General features: G+C 62.7%; 20 protein-coding genes. 14 read left to right on the forward strand and 6 right to left on the reverse strand.

The genetic code is table 11. The annotated features are described in order from the left end of the window. Positions 1-22: 22 nt before the first annotated feature. A complete protein-coding gene (locus AC1RQC_RS10350) occupies positions 23-3,076 on the reverse strand; it encodes an efflux RND transporter permease subunit (RefSeq protein ID WP_492883184.1) in 3,054 nt (1,017 codons plus the stop codon). Then, entirely contained in the window at positions 3,073-4,074 is a 1,002-nt protein-coding gene (locus AC1RQC_RS10355) for an efflux RND transporter periplasmic adaptor subunit (RefSeq protein ID WP_492374902.1), read from the reverse strand. Before AC1RQC_RS10355 ends, AC1RQC_RS10350 begins: the two co-directional genes overlap by 4 nt. 487 nt (positions 4,075-4,561) lie before the next feature. Here AC1RQC_RS10355 and AC1RQC_RS10360 point away from each other — a divergent pair, with 487 nt between their 5' ends. Further along, a complete protein-coding gene (locus AC1RQC_RS10360) occupies positions 4,562-5,275 on the forward strand; it encodes a TetR/AcrR family transcriptional regulator (RefSeq protein WP_492831777.1) in 714 nt (237 codons plus the stop codon). 6 nt (positions 5,276-5,281) lie between these two features. Here AC1RQC_RS10360 and AC1RQC_RS10365 read toward each other — a convergent pair whose 3' ends face one another. After that, complete coding sequence (locus AC1RQC_RS10365; RefSeq protein WP_492814338.1) at positions 5,282-6,076, reverse strand: TetR/AcrR family transcriptional regulator; 795 nt, start codon at positions 6,074-6,076, stop codon at positions 5,282-5,284. 27 nt (positions 6,077-6,103) lie between these two features. Continuing rightward, positions 6,104-6,238, reverse strand: a complete 135-nt coding sequence (locus tag AC1RQC_RS10370; protein WP_492374899.1) for a hypothetical protein — start codon at positions 6,236-6,238, stop codon at positions 6,104-6,106. Between the two features lie 266 nt (positions 6,239-6,504). Between AC1RQC_RS10370 and AC1RQC_RS10375 the strand changes: the two genes are divergently transcribed. The 4 genes from AC1RQC_RS10375 to AC1RQC_RS10390 are packed head-to-tail and all read left to right on the forward strand — an operon-like array spanning position 6,505 to position 10,034. Beyond that, positions 6,505-7,143, forward strand: coding sequence for a paraquat-inducible protein A (locus AC1RQC_RS10375; protein ID WP_492374925.1), 639 nt, complete (start codon positions 6,505-6,507; stop codon positions 7,141-7,143). Further along, entirely contained in the window at positions 7,140-7,805 is a 666-nt protein-coding gene (locus tag AC1RQC_RS10380) for a paraquat-inducible protein A (RefSeq protein ID WP_492831779.1), read from the forward strand. Before AC1RQC_RS10375 ends, AC1RQC_RS10380 begins: the two co-directional genes overlap by 4 nt. Continuing rightward, a complete protein-coding gene (locus AC1RQC_RS10385; RefSeq protein ID WP_492883186.1) occupies positions 7,798-9,429 on the forward strand; it encodes a PqiB family protein in 1,632 nt (543 codons plus the stop codon). The genes AC1RQC_RS10380 and AC1RQC_RS10385 overlap by 8 nt, the downstream gene beginning before the upstream one ends. Further along, complete coding sequence (locus tag AC1RQC_RS10390; protein WP_492831783.1) at positions 9,426-10,034, forward strand: PqiC family protein; 609 nt, start codon at positions 9,426-9,428, stop codon at positions 10,032-10,034. The genes AC1RQC_RS10385 and AC1RQC_RS10390 overlap by 4 nt, the downstream gene beginning before the upstream one ends. 202 nt (positions 10,035-10,236) lie before the next feature. Here AC1RQC_RS10390 and AC1RQC_RS10395 read toward each other — a convergent pair whose 3' ends face one another. Continuing rightward, a complete protein-coding gene (locus AC1RQC_RS10395) occupies positions 10,237-10,389 on the reverse strand; it encodes a hypothetical protein (protein WP_492374895.1) in 153 nt (50 codons plus the stop codon). Between the two features lie 626 nt (positions 10,390-11,015). Here AC1RQC_RS10395 and AC1RQC_RS10400 point away from each other — a divergent pair. From AC1RQC_RS10400 to AC1RQC_RS10420, 5 genes are all read left to right on the forward strand, one after another. Next, positions 11,016-12,050 carry a VOC family protein gene (locus AC1RQC_RS10400; RefSeq protein WP_492883188.1) on the forward strand — a complete coding sequence of 345 codons (1,035 nt, stop codon included), beginning with the start codon at positions 11,016-11,018 and terminating at the stop codon, positions 12,048-12,050. A 104-nt stretch (positions 12,051-12,154) separates the two neighbouring features. Continuing rightward, complete coding sequence (locus AC1RQC_RS10405; protein WP_416051824.1) at positions 12,155-13,033, forward strand: fumarylacetoacetate hydrolase family protein; 879 nt, start codon at positions 12,155-12,157, stop codon at positions 13,031-13,033. A gap of 124 nt (positions 13,034-13,157) precedes the next feature. Next, positions 13,158-15,020 carry an acyl-CoA synthetase gene (locus tag AC1RQC_RS10410; protein ID WP_492374892.1) on the forward strand — a complete coding sequence of 621 codons (1,863 nt, stop codon included), beginning with the start codon at positions 13,158-13,160 and terminating at the stop codon, positions 15,018-15,020. Then, entirely contained in the window at positions 15,017-16,666 is a 1,650-nt protein-coding gene (locus AC1RQC_RS10415) for a bifunctional 3-(3-hydroxy-phenyl)propionate/3-hydroxycinnamic acid hydroxylase (RefSeq protein ID WP_492374891.1), read from the forward strand. Before AC1RQC_RS10410 ends, AC1RQC_RS10415 begins: the two co-directional genes overlap by 4 nt. A 114-nt stretch (positions 16,667-16,780) precedes the next feature. Beyond that, positions 16,781-17,875 (forward strand): transporter, encoded by a 1,095-nt coding sequence (locus tag AC1RQC_RS10420; protein WP_492814323.1) that lies wholly within the window; start codon positions 16,781-16,783, stop codon positions 17,873-17,875. An 81-nt stretch (positions 17,876-17,956) separates the two neighbouring features. On the opposite strand, the gene AC1RQC_RS10425 is transcribed toward AC1RQC_RS10420, so the two are convergent. Then, positions 17,957-18,424, reverse strand: a complete 468-nt coding sequence (locus AC1RQC_RS10425; RefSeq protein WP_492883190.1) for an FMN-dependent NADH-azoreductase — start codon at positions 18,422-18,424, stop codon at positions 17,957-17,959. 455 nt (positions 18,425-18,879) lie between these two features. Here AC1RQC_RS10425 and AC1RQC_RS10430 point away from each other — a divergent pair, with 455 nt between their 5' ends. The 4 genes from AC1RQC_RS10430 (at position 18,880) to AC1RQC_RS10445 (ending at position 22,942) form a co-directional block, all read left to right on the forward strand. Then, complete coding sequence (locus AC1RQC_RS10430) at positions 18,880-19,497, forward strand: GbsR/MarR family transcriptional regulator (RefSeq protein ID WP_492883192.1); 618 nt, start codon at positions 18,880-18,882, stop codon at positions 19,495-19,497. A 4-nt stretch (positions 19,498-19,501) separates the two neighbouring features. Continuing rightward, positions 19,502-20,881, forward strand: a complete 1,380-nt coding sequence (locus tag AC1RQC_RS10435; RefSeq protein WP_492883194.1) for a cytochrome ubiquinol oxidase subunit I — start codon at positions 19,502-19,504, stop codon at positions 20,879-20,881. Continuing rightward, on the forward strand, positions 20,878-21,900 hold the full coding sequence (locus AC1RQC_RS10440; RefSeq protein WP_150986716.1) for a cytochrome d ubiquinol oxidase subunit II: 1,023 nt from the start codon (positions 20,878-20,880) through the stop codon (positions 21,898-21,900). The genes AC1RQC_RS10435 and AC1RQC_RS10440 overlap by 4 nt, the downstream gene beginning before the upstream one ends. Positions 21,901-21,967: 67 nt before the next feature. Continuing rightward, positions 21,968-22,942: an oxygenase MpaB family protein gene (locus AC1RQC_RS10445; RefSeq protein ID WP_492387154.1), complete on the forward strand. Its 975-nt coding sequence runs from the start codon at positions 21,968-21,970 to the stop codon at positions 22,940-22,942. Positions 22,943-22,967 lie beyond the last annotated feature (25 nt).

The following is a 22,967-nucleotide window of genomic DNA, read 5'->3' on the forward strand; positions in this document are numbered from 1 at the left end:
ACTCTTAACGTCACATCTGCGATCAAACGGTCGCAGGGCGCTTGGCCCGGTACCAGGTCGCATACAGAGCGGGAAGGAAGACGAGCGTCAGCACCGTGGCAACGGCGAGCCCTCCCATGATTGCCCACGCCATGGGGCCCCAGAACACGGAGTGTGTAAGCGGCACCATCGCCAGAATTGCCGCCAAAGCAGTCAGCACGATCGGACGCAGCCGCCGCACCGCCGCCTCGACGATGGCCGTCCACAGTCCGACGCCCGCGCCCACGTCCTGATCGATCTGTACGACCAGGATCACCGAGTTGCGGATGATCATTCCAGCGAGGGCAATAACGCCCAACATGGCGACAAAGCCGAATGGAATCCGGAACGCGGCCATGATCGCGCTGACACCGATCAGCCCGAGCGGTGCCGTCAGCAGGACCATCGCCATCTTCTTCATGTCCTGCAGTTGAATCATCAGCAGCACGAGCACCGCGATGATCGTCACAGGCATCACCGCGAAAACGGAATGCTGGGCCTTCGCACTCGATTCGTAAGCGCCGCCGATCTCGATGCCATAGCCGAGCGGTAGCGCCTTTTCCAGTGCGTCGATCTTCGGTTGTAGTGCACGCGTGACGTCAGGTGCCTGCGCCCCTGCGATATCGGCGCGAACGGTCAACGTTGGCACGCGGTTACGCCGCCACAGCTCGCTGTCCTCGCTGTCAAGCGTGAGCCGGGCCACTTGCGAGACCGGCACAAACTTGCCGTCGCGCACATAGATCTTGGCGTCCTTCAGGTTGTTCAGGTCCGTGCGCTCCGCCGCGACAAGGCGCGAGACCACGTCGATTCCTTGGTCCTCCTCACGGTACTGCGTGATTGGCGTGCCCGACAACGAGGCCTCGAGGGCTTCCTTGATCTGGCCTGAACTGATGCCCAGTGCACGCGCCTTATCCTGGTCCACATCGACCTGCACGCGCTTGATGCGTTCGCCCCAGTCCTGGTTGACCTGCCGCACATGGGGCTCTTCACGCATGATGTCCGCCACCTGCTGACCGATCGCACGAACCTTGACGTTGTCCTGCCCGTACACGCGAAACTGCACCGGGTATCCGACAGGCGGACCGTTCTCCAGCCGATTGACGCGGCCCCGCACATTCGGGAATCTCTCGCCGAGCAGATTCTCGATCCTCTCCTTCGCCCGCTCTCGTGCCTCACCGCCCTTCGTCATCACCAGCATCTCGCCGAGGTTCAGATTAGGCGTCTGCGCATCGAGAGGCAGGTAGAACCGTGGCGCACCGTTGCCAACAAAGCTGGTCACCGCCGCGATGTCCGGATCGCCCTTGAGCAGGCCTTCCAGCGTCTGTACCTCGCGCTGGCTCGCCTCGAAGGTCGACGCCCTCGGCATCCACAGGTCAACAATCAGTTCGGCCCGGTCGGATGCCGGAAAGAATTGCTGGGGTACTGCCTTGAACAGCACCAGTGCGCCCACGAACGCAGCGAGCGTGATGCCGATCACCCACACTCGATGCTCCAGGCAGAAATTGATGAAGCGGCGGAACTTGACGTAGAAGCCGCGCTGGTAGACCGCCTCCTCATCATGCGACGCGTGCGCATGCTCTTTCAACAGCTTGAAGCCGATGTAAGGTGTAAAGAGGACGGCCACGATCCATGACAGCACCAGCGAAATGCCCACCACCTGGAACAGGGAGTACACATATTCGCCCGTGCCCGACTTCGCAAAGCCGACGGGAAGAAAGCCCGCAGCTGTGATCAACGTGCCCGTGAGCATCGGGAAGGCGGTGGCCGTGTACGCATATGTGGCGGCGCGGAACTTGTCCCAGCCCTGCTCGAGCTTCAGCGACATCATTTCGACGGCAATAATGGCATCGTCCACCAACAGTCCGAGCGCAATGATCAGCGCACCGAGCGAGATGCGCTGCAAGTCGATGCCCATCACGTACATCGCCAGGAATGTCATGGCCAGAACGAGCGGGATGCTGAGCGCAACGACCAGTCCGGTCCGCAAGCCTAGCGACAGGAAACTCACGACGAGCACAATGACCACAGCCTCGGCCAGACTCTTCTTGAACTCGAAGACAGAATGCTCGACGATACGTGGCTGGTCGCTGACCGCATGGATCTGCACGCCCACCGGCAGGTTGGACTCGATGCGTTTTACCGTTTCTTCCAGCTTTGTTCCAAGGCGGATCACGTCACCGCCCTTGCGCATGCTCACCGCAAGTCCAATCGCCTCGCGGCCGTTGAAGTGCATCCTCGACGTGGCAGGCTCCACAAAGCCGCGACGGACGTCTGCGATATCGCCAAGACGGAAGGTACGTTGGCCAGCACGGATGCCGATGGCGCGAATCCCTTCGACAGAGTCAAACTCGCCACTGACGGCCAGCCGCACTTGTTCCGCGGTGGTTTGCACAGTCCCGCCTGATGTCACGGCATTGGTTTGTGCGAGCGTCGACGCGATCAACGCCGGGTCGATCCCCAGCGAGGCGAGCTTGGCGGTGGAGACTTCCACATAGATCTTCTGTTCCTGCTTGCCTACGAGGTCGACCTTGTTGACGTCGCCGACACGAAGGAACTCATTTCGTGCGGCGTCCGCGATCCGTCTCAGGTCGTCATAGTCGAAGCCATCACCTGTGATGGCATAGAGGTTGCCGAACGTGTCTCCGAACTCGTCGTTGAAGAATGGGCCCTGCGTGCCCTGTGGCAAGGTATGCCGGATGTCCTCCATCTTCTTCCGGACCTGGTACCACACATCCGGCACGGCGCCCGGTGGTACGTCCTCGCGCAGGTTGACCTTGACCTGAGTTTCGCCCGGCTTCACGTAGGTGGACGTATAGTCGATCTCCGCCACCTCTTGCAGCTTGCGCTCGATCTTGTCGGTCACCTGATCGGCCATCTGCTGCGCGGAGCTCCCCGGCCAGTACGCCTGCACGACCATGGTCTTGATCGTGAACTCGGGGTCCTCCTTCTGACCCAGGCTGCTGTAAGCCAGTACGCCGGCCACGGACAACAGCAACAGCAGGAACCCGATCATCTGCTGGTGCTTCAGCGCCCATTCGGACAGGTTGATGCCTTTCACTTAACACCTCCCGCCCTGGCGACAGACACCGTCTCGGCCACTTTCACCTGCTGGCCAGGCTGCAGCATATGCACGCCGGCACTCACAACGGTCTCTCCGCCCGCCAGTCCCCCAACCACGATGACGCTGTCGTTCTGCGCGGCGCCCAGCTTGACTTCACGCGCGATCACCCGCGACGTCTTCGGGTCAACCACCCACACCTGCCGGCCATGTTCATGATCGACAATGGCGGTCAGCGGCACGCGGACAACGCCGTTGCCGTCCACGTCGGGTGCTAGGACAGACGCGGTCATGCCTAGCCGCAGGAGATCCGAATCCGCGTCCTGAATGGAAATGCGGGCCGAGTACGTCCGCGTGACGCTGTCCGCGTCCGGCGCAAGCTCCCGGAGCTTGCCCGTCCAGGACTTGCCCGGATGCGCCCAGACCGTGATCTTCAGCATCGACGCCTTACGCAGTTCGTCGACTCGCGACTCCGGAATACTGATCGAGACCTCACGTTCGCCGTCAGCCGCAACGGTAGCGATCGACTGCCCGGCCGCGACCACCTGCCCGGCTTCCGCGTTGATGGCACTGACCACGCCATCGCGGTCGGCCACGAGCGTGGTAAAGCCGCGCAGGTTGGCATTCAGCTGCTGGCGCGCCTGGGCAGAGCGCAGTTGTGCCTCCGCCTGGTTGAGCGCCAGCCGCTGCTGGTCCAACTCGGCTTGCGAGGCAAAGTTCTGCGCGAGCAATTGCTCGGTACGCCGAACATCCACCCGCGCCTGGGCTACCCGGCCCCTTGCCGCATCAGCCTCCGCACCCGCCGCAGCCACCTGCAACGTCTCCTGGGTGGGGTCGAGCTGGAACAACGGCTGGCCGCGCTTGACGTGGCTGCCCACTTCCACCATGCGCGCGACGATCTTGCCGGCTGTGCGGAATCCAAGTTGACTTTCGTAACGCGCGCGAATCTCGCCTGAATAGGTCGCGCCGACCGACCCGGCGGTACGTCCGGCGACCACTGTCCGCACCGGCCTTACGTCCGCGTGTCCGGATGTGGGGTGCGGTGTACAGGCGGCTAGCAGATGTGCCGCGATGATGATAAGAGCTGCCGCTCGATAGTTCCTGTTCAATTTCTGCCCTCCAGTAAGGTCCGTCGCTCCCCTGCGAGTCATCAGAGATCCACGCCACCGAGGCGCTCCACGGACTCGTGCTGGCGTCAGCGACGGCAGGCCTGTTAGGGATTTCTCCCTTCCCGATAGCCCGGAATATACATCATACTGACTCTAATGTCATGATGACGTACAATTTATTTTATGAGTGGAACGGGACGACTATGACGTACCGGATTCCACCTCAGACGAGGAAGGTGCGTGGCGACCACAAGCAAGTGGACGCGCAGAGACAAGCACTGGACGCGGAGTGACGTGATGGGCATAGACCGAAGGCGCAGGAAGTGCTGCGCGCGCGGCTATGTCGACTCATTGACCATAAGGAAAAAACAGATCAATGACCCCGATACAGAAGAGATTGGCAGCTGAAACAGAACGGTCGGAGACTCGCGACCACCGTCAGCGAGTTGCGGCAAAGCGGCGGCAGCGTATGCGCTCGCTATTGCTGAACAGTGCGATGCGCTTGATGGTAGAGAACAGCGCCGAGACGCCTTCCATCGACGACATCATTTCGGCCGCACGGGTGTCACGTGGCACGTTCTACAAGTACTTTCCGTCGTCTGACGCGATCGTGCGGGAGCTTGTCGGGAAGGTTGCTGAACAATGGGAGCGGGCCGCTGACCCCATTGTGCGCAGCCATGACGACCCGGCCGAGCACATCGCCAGGGGAATACGGCTTGCGTCGATACTTACGATACGCCAGCCGGGTGTGGCTGCAATCCTGGGCCGGCTGGGCTGGGCTGGCTACCAGGCACCCAATATGCTGGAGTTTGTCCGCAGGGACATAGAGGAAGGTGTTCGACGCAAGCGCTTCAAGCGCATGCCGATCGCCCTGGGGTTCAATATCGTTGCCGGCGCGGCAATGAGCGCAATGCACCGCATGCTTGAAACCGAATGTCGCGAAGATTTCTCGGAGCTCGCCGCCGCCGTGGCATTGCGCGCCTTAGGCGTGGAAGAAGCGGTGGCTGATGCGATATCCAAGTCGCCGCTGGATGCGAGTGAGGTGCTGTTCGATGGCTTGCTCGCCCAAGCGAGCGGCGAAGCACCGTAGTGTTGGCTACGCGCGCGGGTCGGAGGGCTCGGCCATTTCGGCGAGCTTCTCCTGTGCCTTTTCGAGCAGTGACTCAGGCGAAACGACCAGCTTTGGCAAAGGCGCAGAGGTCAACTTTGTGGCACTCGATGCAGACACGCCGAGCGACCGCAACACCGCCCGCACAATCCGCTCGGGATAATCCTTGGTCGTTTTTCCCTGGGCCATACGGTGAACGGCGATTACCCCTGCGCCTGCCACCATGTCCAATGCAACATCGGCCGAGGCCTCGTCAAACGTGCCCGTCTTCAGGCCTTCCTTGATATCCGAGGGCAGGTACTCGTACACGGCACTCTTCTTGCCGACCAAGGTCAGGCCTGTGCCGGAAAGAAACCGCGCCACCACGGGATAGGATCGCGCAAGGTGCAGATACAAGCGAATACCCGTTGCAACACGCAACGCCGGGTCTTCGATATTGCCGACCACGCTCTCGATCATTTGCACCATGTCGTGACTGAGCGCTTCGCTGACAGCCGCCAGCAGATCGTCGTTAGTACGGAAGTAGTTGTAGAAGGAACCTTGTGAGACGCCAGCTGCCGCGATGACTTCCGGAATCACGCTGACTCCGATACCTCTTTGCGCAAAGACGATCATCGCGCTTTCAATGAGACGCATGCGCATCCGTGCACGCCGTTCGGCTGCAACGCGAGGGCGATGGTCTTTAAGATCAGGGGCGGCAGGCATCTTCAATTTGAGGACCTTATGTGATTGGATGATTATATCAATACGCCGCTGCAACGCCGACACCATGGCGTAGGCCACGTCCCGCCCTCCTTGATACGAACAAGCTCAGTGCCGTCCTCGGCTGCGCACCGAGTGCGCAGCGTTGTGCAGTGTCTGTGCCACGACGACCAGCCGTTCGGCCACGGCAAAGATGTCATGCGGCAGGCCATCGCGAATTTCGACTTCGCAGACAACTTTCATGGACAGCGTTCTGAGGAAAGAAAGAGCCTGCATACAGCTGGAAACGGTGGGACAAGGAGGTGTTTTTCAGCAAAATTGCCCGTTGCATTCCCTATAAGATACTTATTGTCATGATGACACACAAGTCATTTTGTAGCAGAATGCGGGAATCTCGAAAGATTCCGGTGCGCTCGACGCACTGCTTGCCTCATGCAACGAGGCCGATAACCATCCCAGGACACGTCGTGCATCAGAACCACCTCCCGCCGCCAGATCCACCACAGGACATGCACCGGCTGGTTGCGTGCGAGCATTGCGACGCACTCCATATGCGCGTGACACTGCAACCGGGCGAACGTGCCACCTGCCTGCGCTGCGGCGGTGCGCTCTATCGCAACAGTTCACTTGCCTATCGCCGCCTGCTGCCGCTCGTTGTGACCGCTCTGATCCTGTTCATGATCTCGAACGCGTACCCGATTGTCGCTATGGAACTCAAGGGCTCGCGCGTGGAGACCACGCTATGGGGCGCCGTGCAAGCACTCTACGCGCATGACATGTCGCCGGTGGCGATGCTCGTGTTCGCCACGACGATCCTGCTTCCGCTGGCCGAGTTACTCATGATGTGCTACCTGCTCGTGCCAATGGCGCAGCACCGCATGCCCCCCGGATTCGACCGCCTTGTGCGCGGCATTCTCCTGACGCGGCCGTGGGGCATGATCGAGGTATTCATGATCGGCGTGCTGGTGACGGTGGTAAAGCTGTCGACCATAGCGCAGGTGCTTGCTGGCGTCGCGCTCTGGTCATTCGGTGCCCTCGTGGTCGTACTTGCCGCCATCCTGTCCTTTGATCCGCGCGACCTGTGGCATCACCTCGATGCGAACGGTGCAGATGACATACAAACCTGCTCGCCGGACGCCGCAACATGACCGCGACTCAATTGCCTTACGCTACCGCTGCTTCGCGCGGACTGCTGTCATGCCACGCTTGCGACCGGCTCAGCCCGATGACGCTCGAGGCCGGACCGTGTCCCCGCTGCGGCGCCGTACTACATCATCGCAAGCCAGCCAGCGCGTCGCGCACCTTGGCTTTCCTGTTGGCCGCTTACCTTCTGTATATCCCAGCCAATCTGCTCCCGGTGATGGTGACGCAGTCAATTCTCGGTACACAGCGCGACACCATCATGTCCGGCGTGATCTATCTATGGCTGTCCGGCTCGCACATGCTGGCGCTCGTGGTGCTGATCGCCAGCATTGTTGTCCCGCTGCTGAAGATGATGATCCTGACATTGCTGCTGGTATCGGTGCGCCGCAGATCGACCTGGCGCATCCGAGAACAGACCCGGCTCTACGCGCTGGTCGAGGTCATCGGCCGATGGTCCATGCTCGACATCTTCGTCGTGGCACTGCTGGCCTCGCTGGTGCAGGTCGGGGCGCTGGCCACGATTACGCCCGGGGGCGGGGCCCTGGCCTTTGCCTCGGTTGTCGTGCTGACCATGCTCGCGTCACTGAGCTTTGACCCCCGTCTGCTGTGGGATGCGCTTGACACGTCGCCTCCCCCCATCGAATTTCCGCACTCCGATCATGCCTGAACACACTAATCATCCCCCACCTCATGATGTACCGCCGCCCGGGCGCAAGCCTCGCGCGCGTTGGCTACCCTCGCTCGTCTGGCTGATCCCCCTCGTTGCGGCGGTAGTCGGGCTTTCGTTGTTGATCAACACGCTAGCATCGCGCGGGCCCGAGATCACCGTCACATTTCGCACCGCCGAAGGCCTGACGCCGGGCAAGACCCCCGTGCGCTACAAGGACGTCGATATCGGATTGGTCAAGACGGCACGGCTGGCAGCGGACCGTTCGCATGTGATCGCGACGATTGCGTTGACCAAGGACGCGGAGACCTTCGCCGTGGCCGACACACGCTTCTGGGTGGTGCGGCCTCGCTTTGCAACCAGCGGCGTGTCGGGGCTCGAGACGCTGCTATCGGGCGCATATATCGGCGTGGATACCGGCAAGTCAGGCGAGACGACGCGTAGCTTCACCGGGCTCGAAGTCCCGCCGACTGTCACTGCCGACGCCTCAGGCAGGCAGTTCGTGCTGCGTGCGCAAGACCTGGGCTCGCTCGACATCGGCTCACCGGTCTACTATCGTCGCGTGCAGGTCGGCCATGTCGTAGCGTATCAACTCGAGCCGAACGGCCACGACATCACGCTGCGGATCTTCGTCAACAAGCCCTATGACAAGCTCGTCTGCGCCGATACGCGCTTCTGGCATGCCAGCGGCGTCGACCTCAAGCTCGATGCGAACGGGCTGAAGTTGTCCACGCAGTCGCTGGTCACCGTGATGCTTGGTGGCTTGGCCTTCCAGGCGCCGGAGCACTCGACTGCGCACGCCACAGCCGCCGAGAACACCGAGTTCCTGCTAGCGGCGGACCAATCGGAAGCCATGAAAGAGCCGGAGGAACTCGCCCCCGCACTGGCAGTGCTCAACTTCGATCAGTCCGTGCGCGGCCTGTCTCCAGGTGCGCCAGTCGATTTCCGCGGTGTGACCGTCGGGCAAGTGCGCTCGATCGGTATCGAATACCAGCGTGACAAGAAGGCCTTCCGCATGCCCGTGGTGGTGGAACTCTATCCGTCTCGCATGGGTCTGCACGAGAAAGACGTGGCTGACGACGCGCGCAAGCTCGCCATCGTGCATAGCCTCGTACAGCGCGGCATGCGTGCGCAGTTGCGCACAGGCAACCTGCTGACAGGCCAGCTCTATGTGGCACTCGATTTCTTTCCGAAGGCAACTCTGCCGGCTGATCTGGACCTGAACGGGTCGCTGCCTGAGTTCCCCACCACGCCGGGCACCTTCGACGAACTGCAAGCCAAGCTTGGCGACATTGTGACCAAGATCGGCAAAGTGCCGTTCGACCAGATCGGGCAGGACGCGCGCACGGCGATGGTGTCTATGAACAAAATGCTCGTCAACGCGGACAAGCTCGTGGCACAGGTCAATGGCGATGTGGCACCAGAAGTGCTCGCCGCGCTCAAGGATGTGCGCCGCACGCTCGCCACGGCCAATGGCGCGCTGGCGCCCGACGCATCGCTGCAGCAGGATACGCGTCGGATGATGCAGGAACTCACGCAAACGGCAGTCTCGCTGCGCACGCTGACCGATTATCTCGAGCGGCATCCCGAAGCACTGCTGCAAGGCAAGAGGGAAGAGAAATGATGAAACGTATGACGCTGTTTGTTACGCTGGCCGCCGCGGCCACGACCATGATGTGCGGCTGCGCGTCACCCGAGGCGCGCTACTACACGCTGGCTGCCAATCGCTCCGACGCCGCGCCGGCCGTGACAGGGCGAGCCAGCCGTCGCAGCGAACCGTTATGGATCGAGGTCACGCCGGTGCGCGTGCCCGAGCGGTTGAACCGCATTCAGCTGGTGGTGCGTGACGGCACCAGCGGGGAGGTGAAGCTGCTCGACACATCGCGCTGGACGTCCCCATTGCCCGACGAGCTACGCGATGCACTGTCGCAGCAACTGCAATCGACGCTTGACGCGTTGGATGTCTACCAGCACGGCCTGTCGGCGACGCAGCCGGCCTTTCGGGTAACGACCGAGGTGGTAAACCTCGACGCCAATGTGGGCAAGTGGGCAGCGGCGACCATCACCTGGACCGTGCGGCGACTGCCGGACGGCAAGGTTCTGAGCGGCCGCACCAAAACAGAGGTGCCCGCGCCCGGGCAGATGGACGGCGTGGTGAATGCGTATCGGGAAATCCTCGCAGCAACCGCTGCCGATATAGCAGTCGGCGTGGAGTCGCTTAGTCGCTAAATGTGTGCCGTTACCCACCTTTAGCGGAGTGGCGCGGCGACCAACCCGGCATATCGACCGATCAGGCGTTAGCGACATAGCCAGATTTGTGAAGGGCATCGCCTGACCAAGAGCGTGACCAGGCTGACTCGCCACACCGCCTGGTTGTCGGCAAACGTGATGGTCAGGCTGCCGTGCTGCAAGCGATCGCAGCGGTCAAGTCCTACAGCGGCTGAATCAGCATCACGCCGGCCTGCCGCGCAGTTCCCGAACAATCGTTGGATACCAACGGCGCGAGGTCGGCCAGCGGGTTGCCGGACGAACAATCGTTGATCCAGTCAAGTGCCGCCTGGAGGCTTACGCGGAGACGCAGCAAGGCGTCGCCCTCCGCACAGCCATCTCCCGTCCCGCCGTGAGTGCATCACTTGCAGCGAGGCTCGGCAGATCATGCGCCAATGCCAGCTGATAGGCCGCCGTGAGATAGATAGCGCCCGACTCTCCCGCGTTCAGGAAAAGCATGCAGCCCAGAGCCAAGGTCCTGAGCGGCCGCACCGAAACAAAGGTGCCAGCGCCCGGGCAGTTGGGGGGCGTGGCGAATGTGTATCGGGAAACTGCGGCTCATATTGCAAGCGGAGTGCACCCCTTGGCGGCTAGACGTGAAACGCCCCGCACCTTGCGCACGGCGGGGCGCTGCAACCAACCCACCTTGTCACATCATCTAGGTGTTAACGAGATATTAGTCATCCTGACAAATAGACTATTATCACGACCATGAACGACGTCGCTTGACACCGCATTCCGACGTCGCAAGCGCCGTGGCACCTCCTTGGCAGCACCTGCAGGCACGGCGTCGATCCAAAACAATCACAAACGGACCGCTCAGCGGTTGGAGACCTCATGCCCAAATCGACTGTCATGCTCCGCCAGCCGGAGTCTTACCCGGAGAGCCGGCTGCCACCTGGCGTGCAACGGCTCACTCGCCCAAAGCCGCTCGGTAGAGCCGTGGAACTGGCGTTCCTTCGCTGGGAAAAGAAAGACCTGGCGGCGACTGAACGCTTCTGGCGCGATTTCGGCATGCATGTGGCCAGCGACTCGCCTGAGCGGCTCACGGCCCGTGGCGTCGGGACGGCCCCCTGCATTGCGGTGGCCGAACGTTCGGCGGCGAGCCGCTTCGTTGGGCCTGCCTTTCGCATGTCCGACGATACCGACTTGCATCGGTATTCCGATCGCTTTGGCGCCACGTGGTTGTCCGACCAGCAGATTCCCGGAGGCGGGCGCGGTGTCGAGCTATTCGATCCTTCCGGGCGCAGTGTCTGGCTCGTGCAAGGCCAGCAGCGTGTCGAAGCGCTGCCCATGCGCCCACCCATGACATTGACCAACACGGCGCAACATGCGCCGCGAGTCAACCGCACTGTTCGCACCCCGATTGAGCCGGCCAGTATTGTCCGGCTGGGTCATGTTGTATTTCAAACCGTGGACTTTTCCGCCATGGCGGCGTGGTACATGACCGTACTGGGTGTCATTCCGACCGATGTGCAGTACCTCGCGGATGGCAGTCCCAACCTGGCCTTCTGCCGGCTCGACCTTGGTGAGGCGCCAGCCGACCACCACACCCTCGTACTGGTGGGTGGCATCGAAGAGAAATACGAGCACAGCGCGTACGAAGTCATCGATCTCGATGCGCTCGGGCAAGGTCAACAGGTGCTGCGTGCGCAAGGCCATTCGCATATGTGGGGCATCGGGCGGCATTTGCTGGGAAGCCAGTTGTTCGACTACTGGCGCGATCCGGACGGCTTCGAACTGGAGCACTACACCGATGGTGACCTGTTCACCGCGGATTTCGAAACCGCTTACTCGCCGCTTGATTTCGGCGGCATCTGGGCCTGGGGCGCCGACGCACCGGCTTCCATGAAGCCAAGAAAGACTTTGCGCAATGTGCTGAAGGTGCTGAGGCTGGTACGGCGCAAGGCGATAGCGCCGGCGCGGCTCAAGCTGATCGAAACGGCGCTGGGTGCACCCGCCAGACCCTGGCTTTAGAACTAAGCAATTCCCTAGGAAGCATCATGTCTCGTACCGTAATTCGCTATATCCATACGGATGGCCCGCGATGGGGCATTCTCTTTGGCGCACGCATCGCGCCGTTGCAGGCCAACGCCGCGACCACAGGCGAGTTGCTTGCCAAACACTGGCAAAGCATCTGGCAAGTGCCAGCGGCGCAGGCAACGATTCCGCGCGAGGCCGTCCAGCTTCTCGCACCCGTCACGCAGAACCAGCAATTCCTCTGCCAAGGCATCAACTACCGCAGCCACGTCATGGAATCCGGTCTGCGTGTCGAGAATTTTCCCTTCAACACCATCTTCACGAAGGCATCCTCATGCATCACGGCCGCGGATGCTCCGGTTGCCTCCCCAGCCCACGTCAAGCTGCTCGACTACGAGATCGAGCTCGGGCTGGTGCTGCGGCGGGATTTGCAACCTGGCGTGAAGGTCAGCCCCGACGCTCTCGGTGATTGGCTTGGCGGCGTGACCATCGTCAATGACCTGTCGGCGCGTGACGTGCAATTGCCGCAGGGTCAGTTCTACAAGGGAAAGAGCTATCGCGGCTTCGGGCCTGTTGGCCCTGGGCTCATATTGCTGACACCGGAAGAGTGGCAACGTTGGCCGGAATTGCGGATGCGCCTGGATGTCAACGGACAGCCCCGGCAGGACGCCTACTGCGCCGATATGATCCACGCGCCGGCTTCAACCTTGACGGAACTGGCATCCATGCACGACGTTCACACAGGCGACCTGATCGCCACCGGTACGCCTGCCGGTTGCGCGGCGCGCGCGCCGGGAAAGCTCGCCATGTTCTTGGCGAAACACTTTCTCAGCGACGCCGGCAAATGGCGCATGTTTGTGCGCCGCGGCATGACCAATCCCGCCTACCTTCGGCCCGGCGATAGCATCCGGGCCTCGATTCGCACGGATGACGGCACCATCGACCTGGGCGAGCAGACCACCGTTATCGCCCCAGCATGACGACTACGCCAGTTGGCGACGAAACATGTGGCACATCCCATCGCAGTATTTGGAATGAGAGTGAAGTCTTATGAGTAGCCTTGCAATCAGCGCCATGCCAGAGGTCGTCAGGCGACTGGAGGACGTGGAACAGATCGAACGGATGCCCTGGCAGTACGTAATCCGCGCCACAAACACTTACGATGTACTACGGACCGCCTGCGAGCGCTGGCCGGAACGCGTGGCCCTGCGGCTACTACTGGATGGCAGCGCCTCCGCGCCGACGCGCGACGCCCGTTATGCAGAATTGCTGGAAGGCATCCATCGCGCCGCTAATGCACTCCACCGCCTCGGCGTGAGGTCGGGCGTGCCGGTTGCCATCCTGTTACCGAACTTGATCGAGAGCCACCTGGCACTATGGGGCGCCGAGGCTGCCGGCATTGCCAGCCCGATCAACCCGATGCTGGAGTCCAGCTACATTGCCCGGATCTGCGAAGAGACGGGAGCCAAGGTTGTCATCGCCCTGGGGCCCACCACGGAAGGGGGTATCTGGGAAAAAGCCGTGGAAGTCGCGGACAGGCTGCCTCGGGTCGAGACGATCCTGCAGGTCGACCCGACGGCCGCGATGGGGCGGCGTACCGGATCCGGCGGTCACATCCCGTGCGGCAAGATGCCGACCCGCCCCGGCGTGCAGGTGCTTGACTTCCATGACGCGCTGGCCGAATCCGACAGTACGCGGCTGATCAGCGGGCGGCGATTCACGCCCACCGAGCCGTGCGCCTATTTTCATACGGGTGGCACCACCGGGTATCCCAAGGTGGCCGTGCACAGTCACCTGAACGAAGCCGTGATGGCATGGATCCTTCAAAGGATTGACGACCGGCATAACGTGATGCTGGCGGGGTTGCCCCTTTTCCACGTGAATGGCGCCATGGTGACCGGACTCGGTGCGCTTCACAGCGGTTCGGAAATCGTCATGCTGACAGCAGGCGGGTATCGGACGCCGGGCATGCTGGACGCCTTCTGGGAGATTGCCAACCGATTTGGGGCCACCACGTTTTCCGCCGTGCCAACCATCCTGACGGCACTGCTTTCCAGGCCGCTGCCTGCGGACGGGATCCCGACCTTGCGCCACGTCCTCTGTGGTGCCGCGCCGCTACCCAGTCAGGTTGCACACGAGTTTGAAACGCTCACTGGTGTTCGCATCCACGAGGGATATGGCCTGACGGAAGGTAGTTGCGTATCGACCGTCAACCCGCCACAAGCCGCGCCCAAGGCGGGTACGGTTGGCATCCGCATTCCGTATCAGGAATTGAAGCTGTTCAAGCTACATGCAGACGGCAGGCCCGCCGAGCTTGCCGAAGCCGGTACGACCGGCGTGATCGGCATACGCGGCCCCAATGTGTTTCCCGGCTACCTAAGGGAAGCCGACAACCGTGGCATCTGGATCGAGGGCGGATGGTTCAACACGGGCGACCTGGGCCGCTTTGACGCGGATGGATCTCTAACGCTGTGCGGCCGCGCGAAAGACCTGATTATCCGTGGCGGCCACAACATCGATCCGTCGATGATCGAGGATACGATCGCCGCACACCCCGAAGTCGCCATGGTCGCTGCGGTCGGACAGCCTGACACCCATGCGGGTGAATTGCCGGTAGCCTTCGCGGTACTCAGGCCAGGCGCACAAGCTTGCACCGAAGCATTGATGGCATACGCGCGGGAGAGGATTCCTGAGCGTGCGGCGGTGCCAGTGCGCATCGAAATCATGCCAGCACTGCCCCTTACCGCCGTCGGCAAGGTCTCCAAGCCGGACCTGCGGCTGCTCACCATCGAGCACGTCATCCAGGCGGCGCTTGCCGAGCATGGTATGTCCGACACCCGCGTCAAGGCCCGCCTCTGCCCCGAGCGCGGTGCCATAGCCGATATCTCCGGTCCGGTCGCGTCACGTGAGGCGGCGATAGCACTGGTAGCCCGCTATCCCGTGATTCCCGCATGGCAGGAGCAATGATGACGGACACCACGAAGACCCCGCAGGGGAACATGCTCGATACGGATGTCCTGCTTGTTGGACTGGGGCCGGTGGGGGCAGCGCTGGCCAACCTGCTTGGCCGCTACGGGATCCGCGTCCTGGCCATCGACCGCGCCACGGAGATTTTTGCCAAACCGCGCGCAATCGCGCTGGACAACGAGGCCCTGCGCATTCTGCAGCTCGTGGGCGTAGCGGAGGGAGAATTCGCCACGGTGGCGATTCCGAAGGTGCAATACCGCTCGCCACTGTTCGGCCGCTTTGCGCGCATCAACAGCGCGAGAATTGTCGACGGCCATCCGACGCTCGTCACGTTCTACCAGCCAGAGCTGGAGGCCGTGCTGCGCAAGAAGCTGTCAGCGCACCCCACCGTCGACGTTCGCCTCGGGACTGAACTCCAGTCCTTCGTCGATGACGGTCATTGTGTGCATGCCGTCGTGAAATCAGCTGGCGCCTCCGACCAGCAGATCAGGGCCAAGTACATGGTGGGCATCGATGGCGCAGGTTCACTGGTCCGGCGTGAGCTGGGGCTTGATTTCGAGGGCCGCACATTCCAGCAGGACTGGCTGATTGTCGACGCGCTTGGCGTGCCGAATCCCATTGACCATTGCGAGTTCGTCTGCGACCCGGCACGGCCAACGCCGCATATGGTCGCCCCAGGAGGCCGCCAGCGCTGGGAGTTCATGTTGAAGCCGGGCGAAAGCGCTGCGGAAATGGAGCGGCCTGAATCGGTGCGCAAGCTGCTCGCGCCGTGGTGCGATGTAGACAAGATCCAGATAGAACGCACCGCCGTGTATCGGTTTCACGCACGTGAAGCCAAATCGTTCTCGAAAGGCCGATGTTTCCTGGCCGGTGATGCCGCTCACATTACGCCTCCTTTTGCCGGGCAAGGATTGGTGGCCGGCCTGCGAGACGTGGCAAACCTTGGGTGGAAGCTGGCGTGGGTGCTACGCGGTCAGGCGAGCGAGCAGATTCTCGACAGCTATGATCAGGAACGCCGGCCTCACGCAAGGAAGATCATCAACCTGGCGCGCTTTCTTGGAGCACTTGTCATGCCACGCAACAGAGCTGCCGCACTCGCCATACACGGATGCATGAGCGCGATAAGGTTGTTGCCGCGCGGCCGAGCCCTGTTCGAAGACCTGAAAGTGAAGCCCGCAAACACGTTCGACAAAGGCCTGTTTTTGCGCGTGCGCGGCACCGAGAAGCTGCGTGCCGGTTCGAGCTTTCCACAGGGGTGGGTCCGACCGGCAGAATGCGGAATCCCGACACTTAGCGACGATTGCCTGGGGCTTGAGTGTGCAGTCATCGGATTTGGCTTTGACCCCGCGACGCGTCTCTCGTCCGAGCTCATGGTCCGCTGGTCCCTCGCCGGCGGCAAGGTGTGGCAATGGTGCCAACGTGCCCAGGCACAGCATCTCGCGCCCAAAGGCCGGCGCCTTGAAGCATTGGACGAGGTCGTGTTGCCCCGCGTGGCCCCGCTCGACTGGATGGTGGTGGTCCGCCCGGACCGATGCGTGCTCGCCGAAGGCCCGGCCTCTCAAGCCGAGCACATCCTCCAGCGCGCCCTTGATTTGATCGATCCGCCGCAGGTACGCCTCGACATACGCCTCCCCAAGGCTGCCTGAAGGCACCCGTCGCCCCGCAGACAGATAACAAACAACAAACCTTCTGGCGCCAGTTCATGGCGCCTGCGGGCGGGGCTTCTTTTACGCCGCTTCAATAACAAGGAGGAGACCCTTGTGTTGCAGACTTCTGCTTATTGCCTTTCCATCGCGGCAATCACTTGCCTTGCAAGCATGACCGCACATGCCGGAGAAGACTTTCAGGTGCGGTACAACGTCGCAGGCAGCATCGGAGGAGAAATGTTCACCCCCCCGGATGCCGCCGGGCTCGCAGTTGGTGTCGCAGCGACTTACATCGACATCAGGAAGGTGACCGGCAACGATGGCAACACACTGACGAAGCCGATCCCCGGTGGCGCCATTCCACTTCCATCCCCTACCCCCGTGACGGCGTATCCCACGTATGGCGCCAATACCGCCCAGATCCCTGCCTCAGGCACTTTCAAGCTGTTCAACCTCGGCATTGGCTACATTACCAACGCGGACTATGGCGGCGGTCGCTTCGCATTCGGCGGCGTTCTGCCGTATGGCGTCAAGTCCCAATCGGTCAGGGCTACTGCCGCAACGCCAGCCGTGCAGGCGAACCCCGCGGTCCCCGCGGCCGCACAGCAGGCCATCGCCAGCCAGTTCGGCGCGACATATCAGTCAAGCCTCGCCGGCGAAGCAGCCAGTTCCAGTGGCGACGTATCGGGCATCGGCGACCTGGAGTTGCAAGGCGGCTGGCTCTATACGACCGAACAGCTGCGCGTATTGCTGGGCGCATCCCTCGTCATTCCGACAGGGCGCTACAACGCATCGCCTGCACCCGACATAGGCACCGGTAATTTCTACACGCTGCGGCCGTCGGTGCAAGTGGCCTACCTGCCGACGCCGGACATCGCCATCGCGGCAAAGGTGACCTTGGGCCTGAATACGAAGAATCGGGACAATGACCTCCGCAGCGGAAACTGGATCGGATTGGAAGGCGCGGCGGCATACAAGACCGGGATTGGCGTGCTCGGACTGCACACTGTCTTCGTTCAACAATACCAGGACGACTCGAACAACCCCTGGGGCCCAAGCCGCTACCGATCCCTCAATGCCGGTGCGTTCTATACCGCGATGGTGCCCGGCATTGACGCTGCGTTGACGTTGCAATACATGGCGACAACCAGTTCGCGCAATGCAAAGGTCGGGAGCATGACCCAGATCCGTTTGATCAAGCTATTCTGACGACGATGGCGAGACAACTGCCATCGTGTCTCGCCGTTTCCCCTGGCCCCCCTGCCCCCCGGCCCGACGACTTGGTTGCACTCAGGTCGGGAGCAGATCGCCTATCTTTCGCTGTGCCTGCTCGATAGCGACTTGCCTTTGTTCAGCACCGGCAGATACCCCCTCGGCGGCGACCACTTCGAGCTGGGACACGCCAACGAACGAGAATACGCTCCGGAGATAGGCTTCCGCGTGCTCCAGTGCCGCGTTGCGCGAACCGGGGCCATAGTACCCGCCACGTGCAACGGCCAGGATGATGCGCTTGCCGGTCACGAGCCCTTCTGGACCTCTGTCCGTATAGCGAAAGGGCTTTCCCGCGACGGCGATGCGGTCGATCCAAGCCTTCAGTTGGCTGGCGATACTGAAATTGTAAAATGCGACACCAATGACCACCACGTCGACCGCCAGGAATTCTTCCAGGATGGCGCGTCCCAACTCAATATCCCGCAGAAGCGCTGCGTCGTTCGGCGCCTTGGGATCACGGGATGCGGCGAAGTATGCGCCGGACAAGTGAGGAATGCATTGACCTCCCTCGGCCACTCGCTAAGGACACCTGTGGAAGCACTCGGCCTATGGGCCATCGCGCATCTCCCGGCCATTGAAAAGGCGAGACAGGCGTTCGACCTCAGCGAAAGGAATTCCGAATCTGAGCAGCCCTAGTCAAGGAGACAGCGAATTTTCCGGGATATCGCCGCTCCGTCTGCGGAGAAGATTGCACGGATAAGGCCAGCATCGGTGAACTATCAATACTCCTGCGCGGCGCATATTTGGAATGCGGGACGGACACATCCCAAGCCCCGCCTATGCGTGGCGCAACCTACATCGCCAGCGCTTCTTACCCACTAACTTTGAGACGTGACAGTGACGCCAGACAGCAGCGACCCGTTGTCGCACCCCGCACCGCAGCATAGATCGCCTTTTCGTACTAAACTTTCACAACTTCCTAAAAATTCAAAACAAACAAGATGCATCTGTCGCCCCTGATCCAGCGCTTCGTGCTTCACTTCGGTGAAATGGGCAGCCGCTGGGGCATCAACCGCACGGTTGGGCAAATCTATGCCTTGCTGTTTACCGCCTCCCGCCCGCTCAACGCCGACGAAATCGCCGAGGCGCTGGGCTTCTCGCGCTCCAATGTCAGCATCGGGCTGAAGGAGCTGGAGTCGTGGAACCTGGTCAAGCTATCTCACCAGCCGGGCGACCGCCGCGAGTATTTCTCGGCACCTGACGATGTCTGGGCGATTTTCCGCACCCTGGCGGAGGAACGCCGCCGGCGCGAGATCGACCCCACGTTGTCCATGCTGCGCGAAGTCCAGCTGGAGACCGTGAGCGATCCGGACGATCGCCATGCGCAGGAGCGGATGAAGGAGATGTACGGGCTGATCCTACTGGTGACGAGCTGGTTCGGCGAGATCCAGAAGCTGGATGTGGCCACGCTGGAGAAGCTGATGAAGCTCGGCTCCAAGGTCAACAAGCTGCTGGACGTGAAGGACAAGCTCAGCCTTGCCATCGGCGGAAAAGCCCGCGCCGGCACGCCCCCTGCCAGTGCCGTGAAAGCCAAGACGATCCGCACCCGGAAGGAGTAGTTGCATGTTCTCGTCGCTCGACCCGGTGGTGCTTGCGCGCGTGCAGTTTGCCGCCAACATCACGTTCCACATCTTGTTTCCCACCATCAGCATCTCGCTGGGCTGGGTGTTGCTGTTTTTCAAGCTGCGCTTCAATAAAACCGGCGATGAACGCTGGATGGCGGCGTACCGTTTCTGGGTGAAGATCTTTGCGCTGACCTTTGCGCTGGGCGTGGTCAGCGGCATCACCATGAGTTTCCAGTTTGGCACCAACTGGCCGGGCTATATGGAGACCGTGGGCAACGTGGCCGGTCCGCTGCTGGCCTATGAGGTGCTGACGGCGTTCTTCCTGGAGGCGACCTTCCTCGGCATCATGCTGTTCGGCATGCGCCGGGTGAGCAACCGCACGCATACCATCGCCACCTTGCTGGTGGCGGGCGGCACCACGTTGTCGGCGTTCTGGATCCTGGCGCTGAATTCGTGGATGCAAACCCCCGCGGGCTTCGAGATGATCGATGGCCGCGCGCACGTGACGAGCTGGCTGGCGGTGATCTTCAACCCGTCGTTCCCGTACCGCTTCGTGCATATGCTGCTGGCGTCGGGGCTGACCGTGGCGTTCCTGCTGGCAGGCATTTCGGCCTATCGCTGGCTGCGTGGCGACCGCGCGCCGGAGGTGCTGTCGTCGCTGCGCACCGGTGTGACCATTGCCGCGGTGCTGATCCCGCTGCAGATCGTGGCGGGCGACCTGCATGGCCTGAATACGCTGCACCACCAGCCGGCCAAGATCGCCGCGATGGAGGGGATCTGGAAGACGGAGAAGGGCGCGCCCGCCGTGTTGTTCGGCGTGCCCAACGCAAGCACGCAAAGCAATGATTTCGAGATCGCCATTCCCAAGCTGGCCTCGCTCTACCTGACGCATCACATGGATGGCGAGATCAAGGGCATCGATGCCTTTGGCGACAAGCACCCGCCGGTGGCGCCGCTGTTCTTCGCCTTTCGGATCATGGTGGGCGTGGGCCTGCTGATGCTGGCGGCATCTTGGGTGGCGGCGTGGCAGTTGCGCCGTGGCGGCCGGCCCGCGCCGTGGATGGCGCGCGTGCTGATTGCCATGACCTTCTCCGGCTGGGTGGCCTTGGTGGCTGGCTGGTACGTGACCGAGATTGGCCGCCAGCCTTACCTGGTGTACGGCGTGCTGACCACAGCGCAGGCCGCGTCCAAGGTGCCGGCGGCGATGATCGCCTCCACGCTGGCGATGTACCTGGCACTCTACCTGGCGCTGATCGCGGCCTATGTCTCGGTGGTGTTCCACCTGGCGCGCAAGGCCGGGACCGACCCGAAGGCGGATAACCCGCGGACCGCCCTCCCTCAAGCCGTGTTGCCTGGCGAACTGCGGAGCGCAGAATGACCGACCTGACCCAACCCGCCGGCTGGATGCCGCTGGTGTTCCTGGCCCTGATGGGCATCTCCATGCTGGTCTACGTGATCCTGGACGGCTACGACTTGGGCGTGGGCGTGCTGCTGCGCCGCGCGGACGATGCCGACAAGGACACCATGATCGCCTCAATCGGCCCGTTCTGGGATGCCAACGAGACCTGGCTGGTGCTGGGCGTGGGCCTGCTGCTGGTGGCCTTTCCCATTGCGCACGGCGTGATCCTGACCCAGCTCTACCTGCCGGTGGCGCTGATGCTGGCGGGGCTGATCCTGCGCGGCGTGGCGTTCGACTTCCGCGTGAAGGCACGCGCGCACCACAAGCCGTGGTGGAACCGCGCGTTCTACGCCGGCTCGCTGCTGGCCGCGTTCTCGCAGGGCCTGATGCTCGGCCTGTATATCACGGGATTCCAGCACGGCTGGCTCGACCTGGCCTTTGCGGTAGTGGTGGGCTTGTGCCTGGTGGCGGGCTACTGCCTGCTGGGCGCGGGCTGGCTGATCATGAAGACCAGCGGCAGCCTGCAGCGGCGCGCCATGTACTGGGCGCGCCGCAGCCTGTGGCTGACGGGCATTGGCGTGGCGGCGATCTCGCTGGTCACGCCGATGGTGAGCCAGCGCATCTTCGACAAATGGTTCTCGCTGCCCAACATCATCCTGCTGGCGCCGATCCCACTGGTCACGGTGGCGCTGTTCATCCTCATCGACCGCCTGCTGCGGCGCCTGCCGGCCATGCACGACCGCGGCAACGACCGCTGGTGCTGGGTGCCCTTCGCCGGCACGGCGGTGATTTTCCTGATGGCGTTCAACGGCTTGGCCTACAGCATCTTCCCGTACCTGGTGGTGGACAAGATCGATATCTGGCAAGCTGCGAGCGCGCCGGAGTCGCTGGGGGTGATCCTGGTGGGCGCGGCAGTGGTGCTGCCGACCATCCTGGGTTACACGGTGTATGCCTACCGTGTATTCTGGGGGAAGGCGACCGACCTGCATTACTACTGAGCATTCCCACTGAGCATTGACTGAGCGGCGCTCGATCAACCTCGCATATCTCGCACCCCAGGCACCTATGAGCGGCTCGCAAGGCCAACAACCCGGCACCCCACCCTCGACGCCCCAGGCCGTCCCCCTCCCCCGGCGGCTGCTCGACCGCCTGCGCGCCCGTGCCGGCGCGCAGGTGCGGGGCCTGACCCGCAGCAACTCCGGCCTCAGCCTCGACTACGACAACCCGCCCGGGGATTCCGGCCTGTTCGGGCCGGACGCAGTCTGCTGGCGCGTGCACGCGGATTTCCCCGCGATGCTGGCCGGCGGCGTCAGCGCCCTGCTGATGCAGACCATGCATCCGCTGGCGCTGGCCGGAGTATGGGATCATTCCACCTTTCGTACCGATATGCAGGGCCGCCTGGGCCGCACCGCGCAGTTCATCGCCGGCACCACCTACGGCAACCGCGCCGATGCGCTGGCGCTGATTGACCGGGTCAGGCGCATCCACGCGGCGATCAAGGGCACGGCGCCAGATGGCCGCCCCTACGCGGCCGACGATCCGGCGTTGCTGACCTGGGTGCATGTGGCGGAGGTGTCGAGCTTTCTCACCGCCTACCTGCGCTATGTCGGCCCGCTCTCGGTCACCGAGCAGGACCGCTACTACGCGGAAGTGGCACAGATCGCCGAGCGCCTGGGCGCCACCGGCGTGCCACGCAGCGCCGACGCCATCGCCGGCTACCTGGAGCGCATGCGCCCTCAACTGGTAGTGAGCGAGCGCACCCGCGAAGTGGTGCGGTTGGTCATGGCCATGCCGGTGGCCAGCCCGCTGCTGGTGCCGGCGGTGCGGGTCATGGGAGACGCTGGCATTGCGCTATTGCCGCGCTGGGCGCAGCGCGAGCTCGGGCTGCATGGCAGCACCGCGATCCGCCGTCCGGTCTCGCTGGCCGGAATGCGCGTGCTGGCGCCCACGTTGCGCTGGGCATTGGGCAGCGGCCTGGCGGCGCGCGCGCGGCGGCGGGCGATGCAGCCCGCACCGGCAGCGCAGACGCAGTCGTCCTGACCCGCCACCCCGGGGCGGGCGATTC

It is taken from the genome of Cupriavidus sp. GW822-FHT03E04, assembly GCF_058801495.1.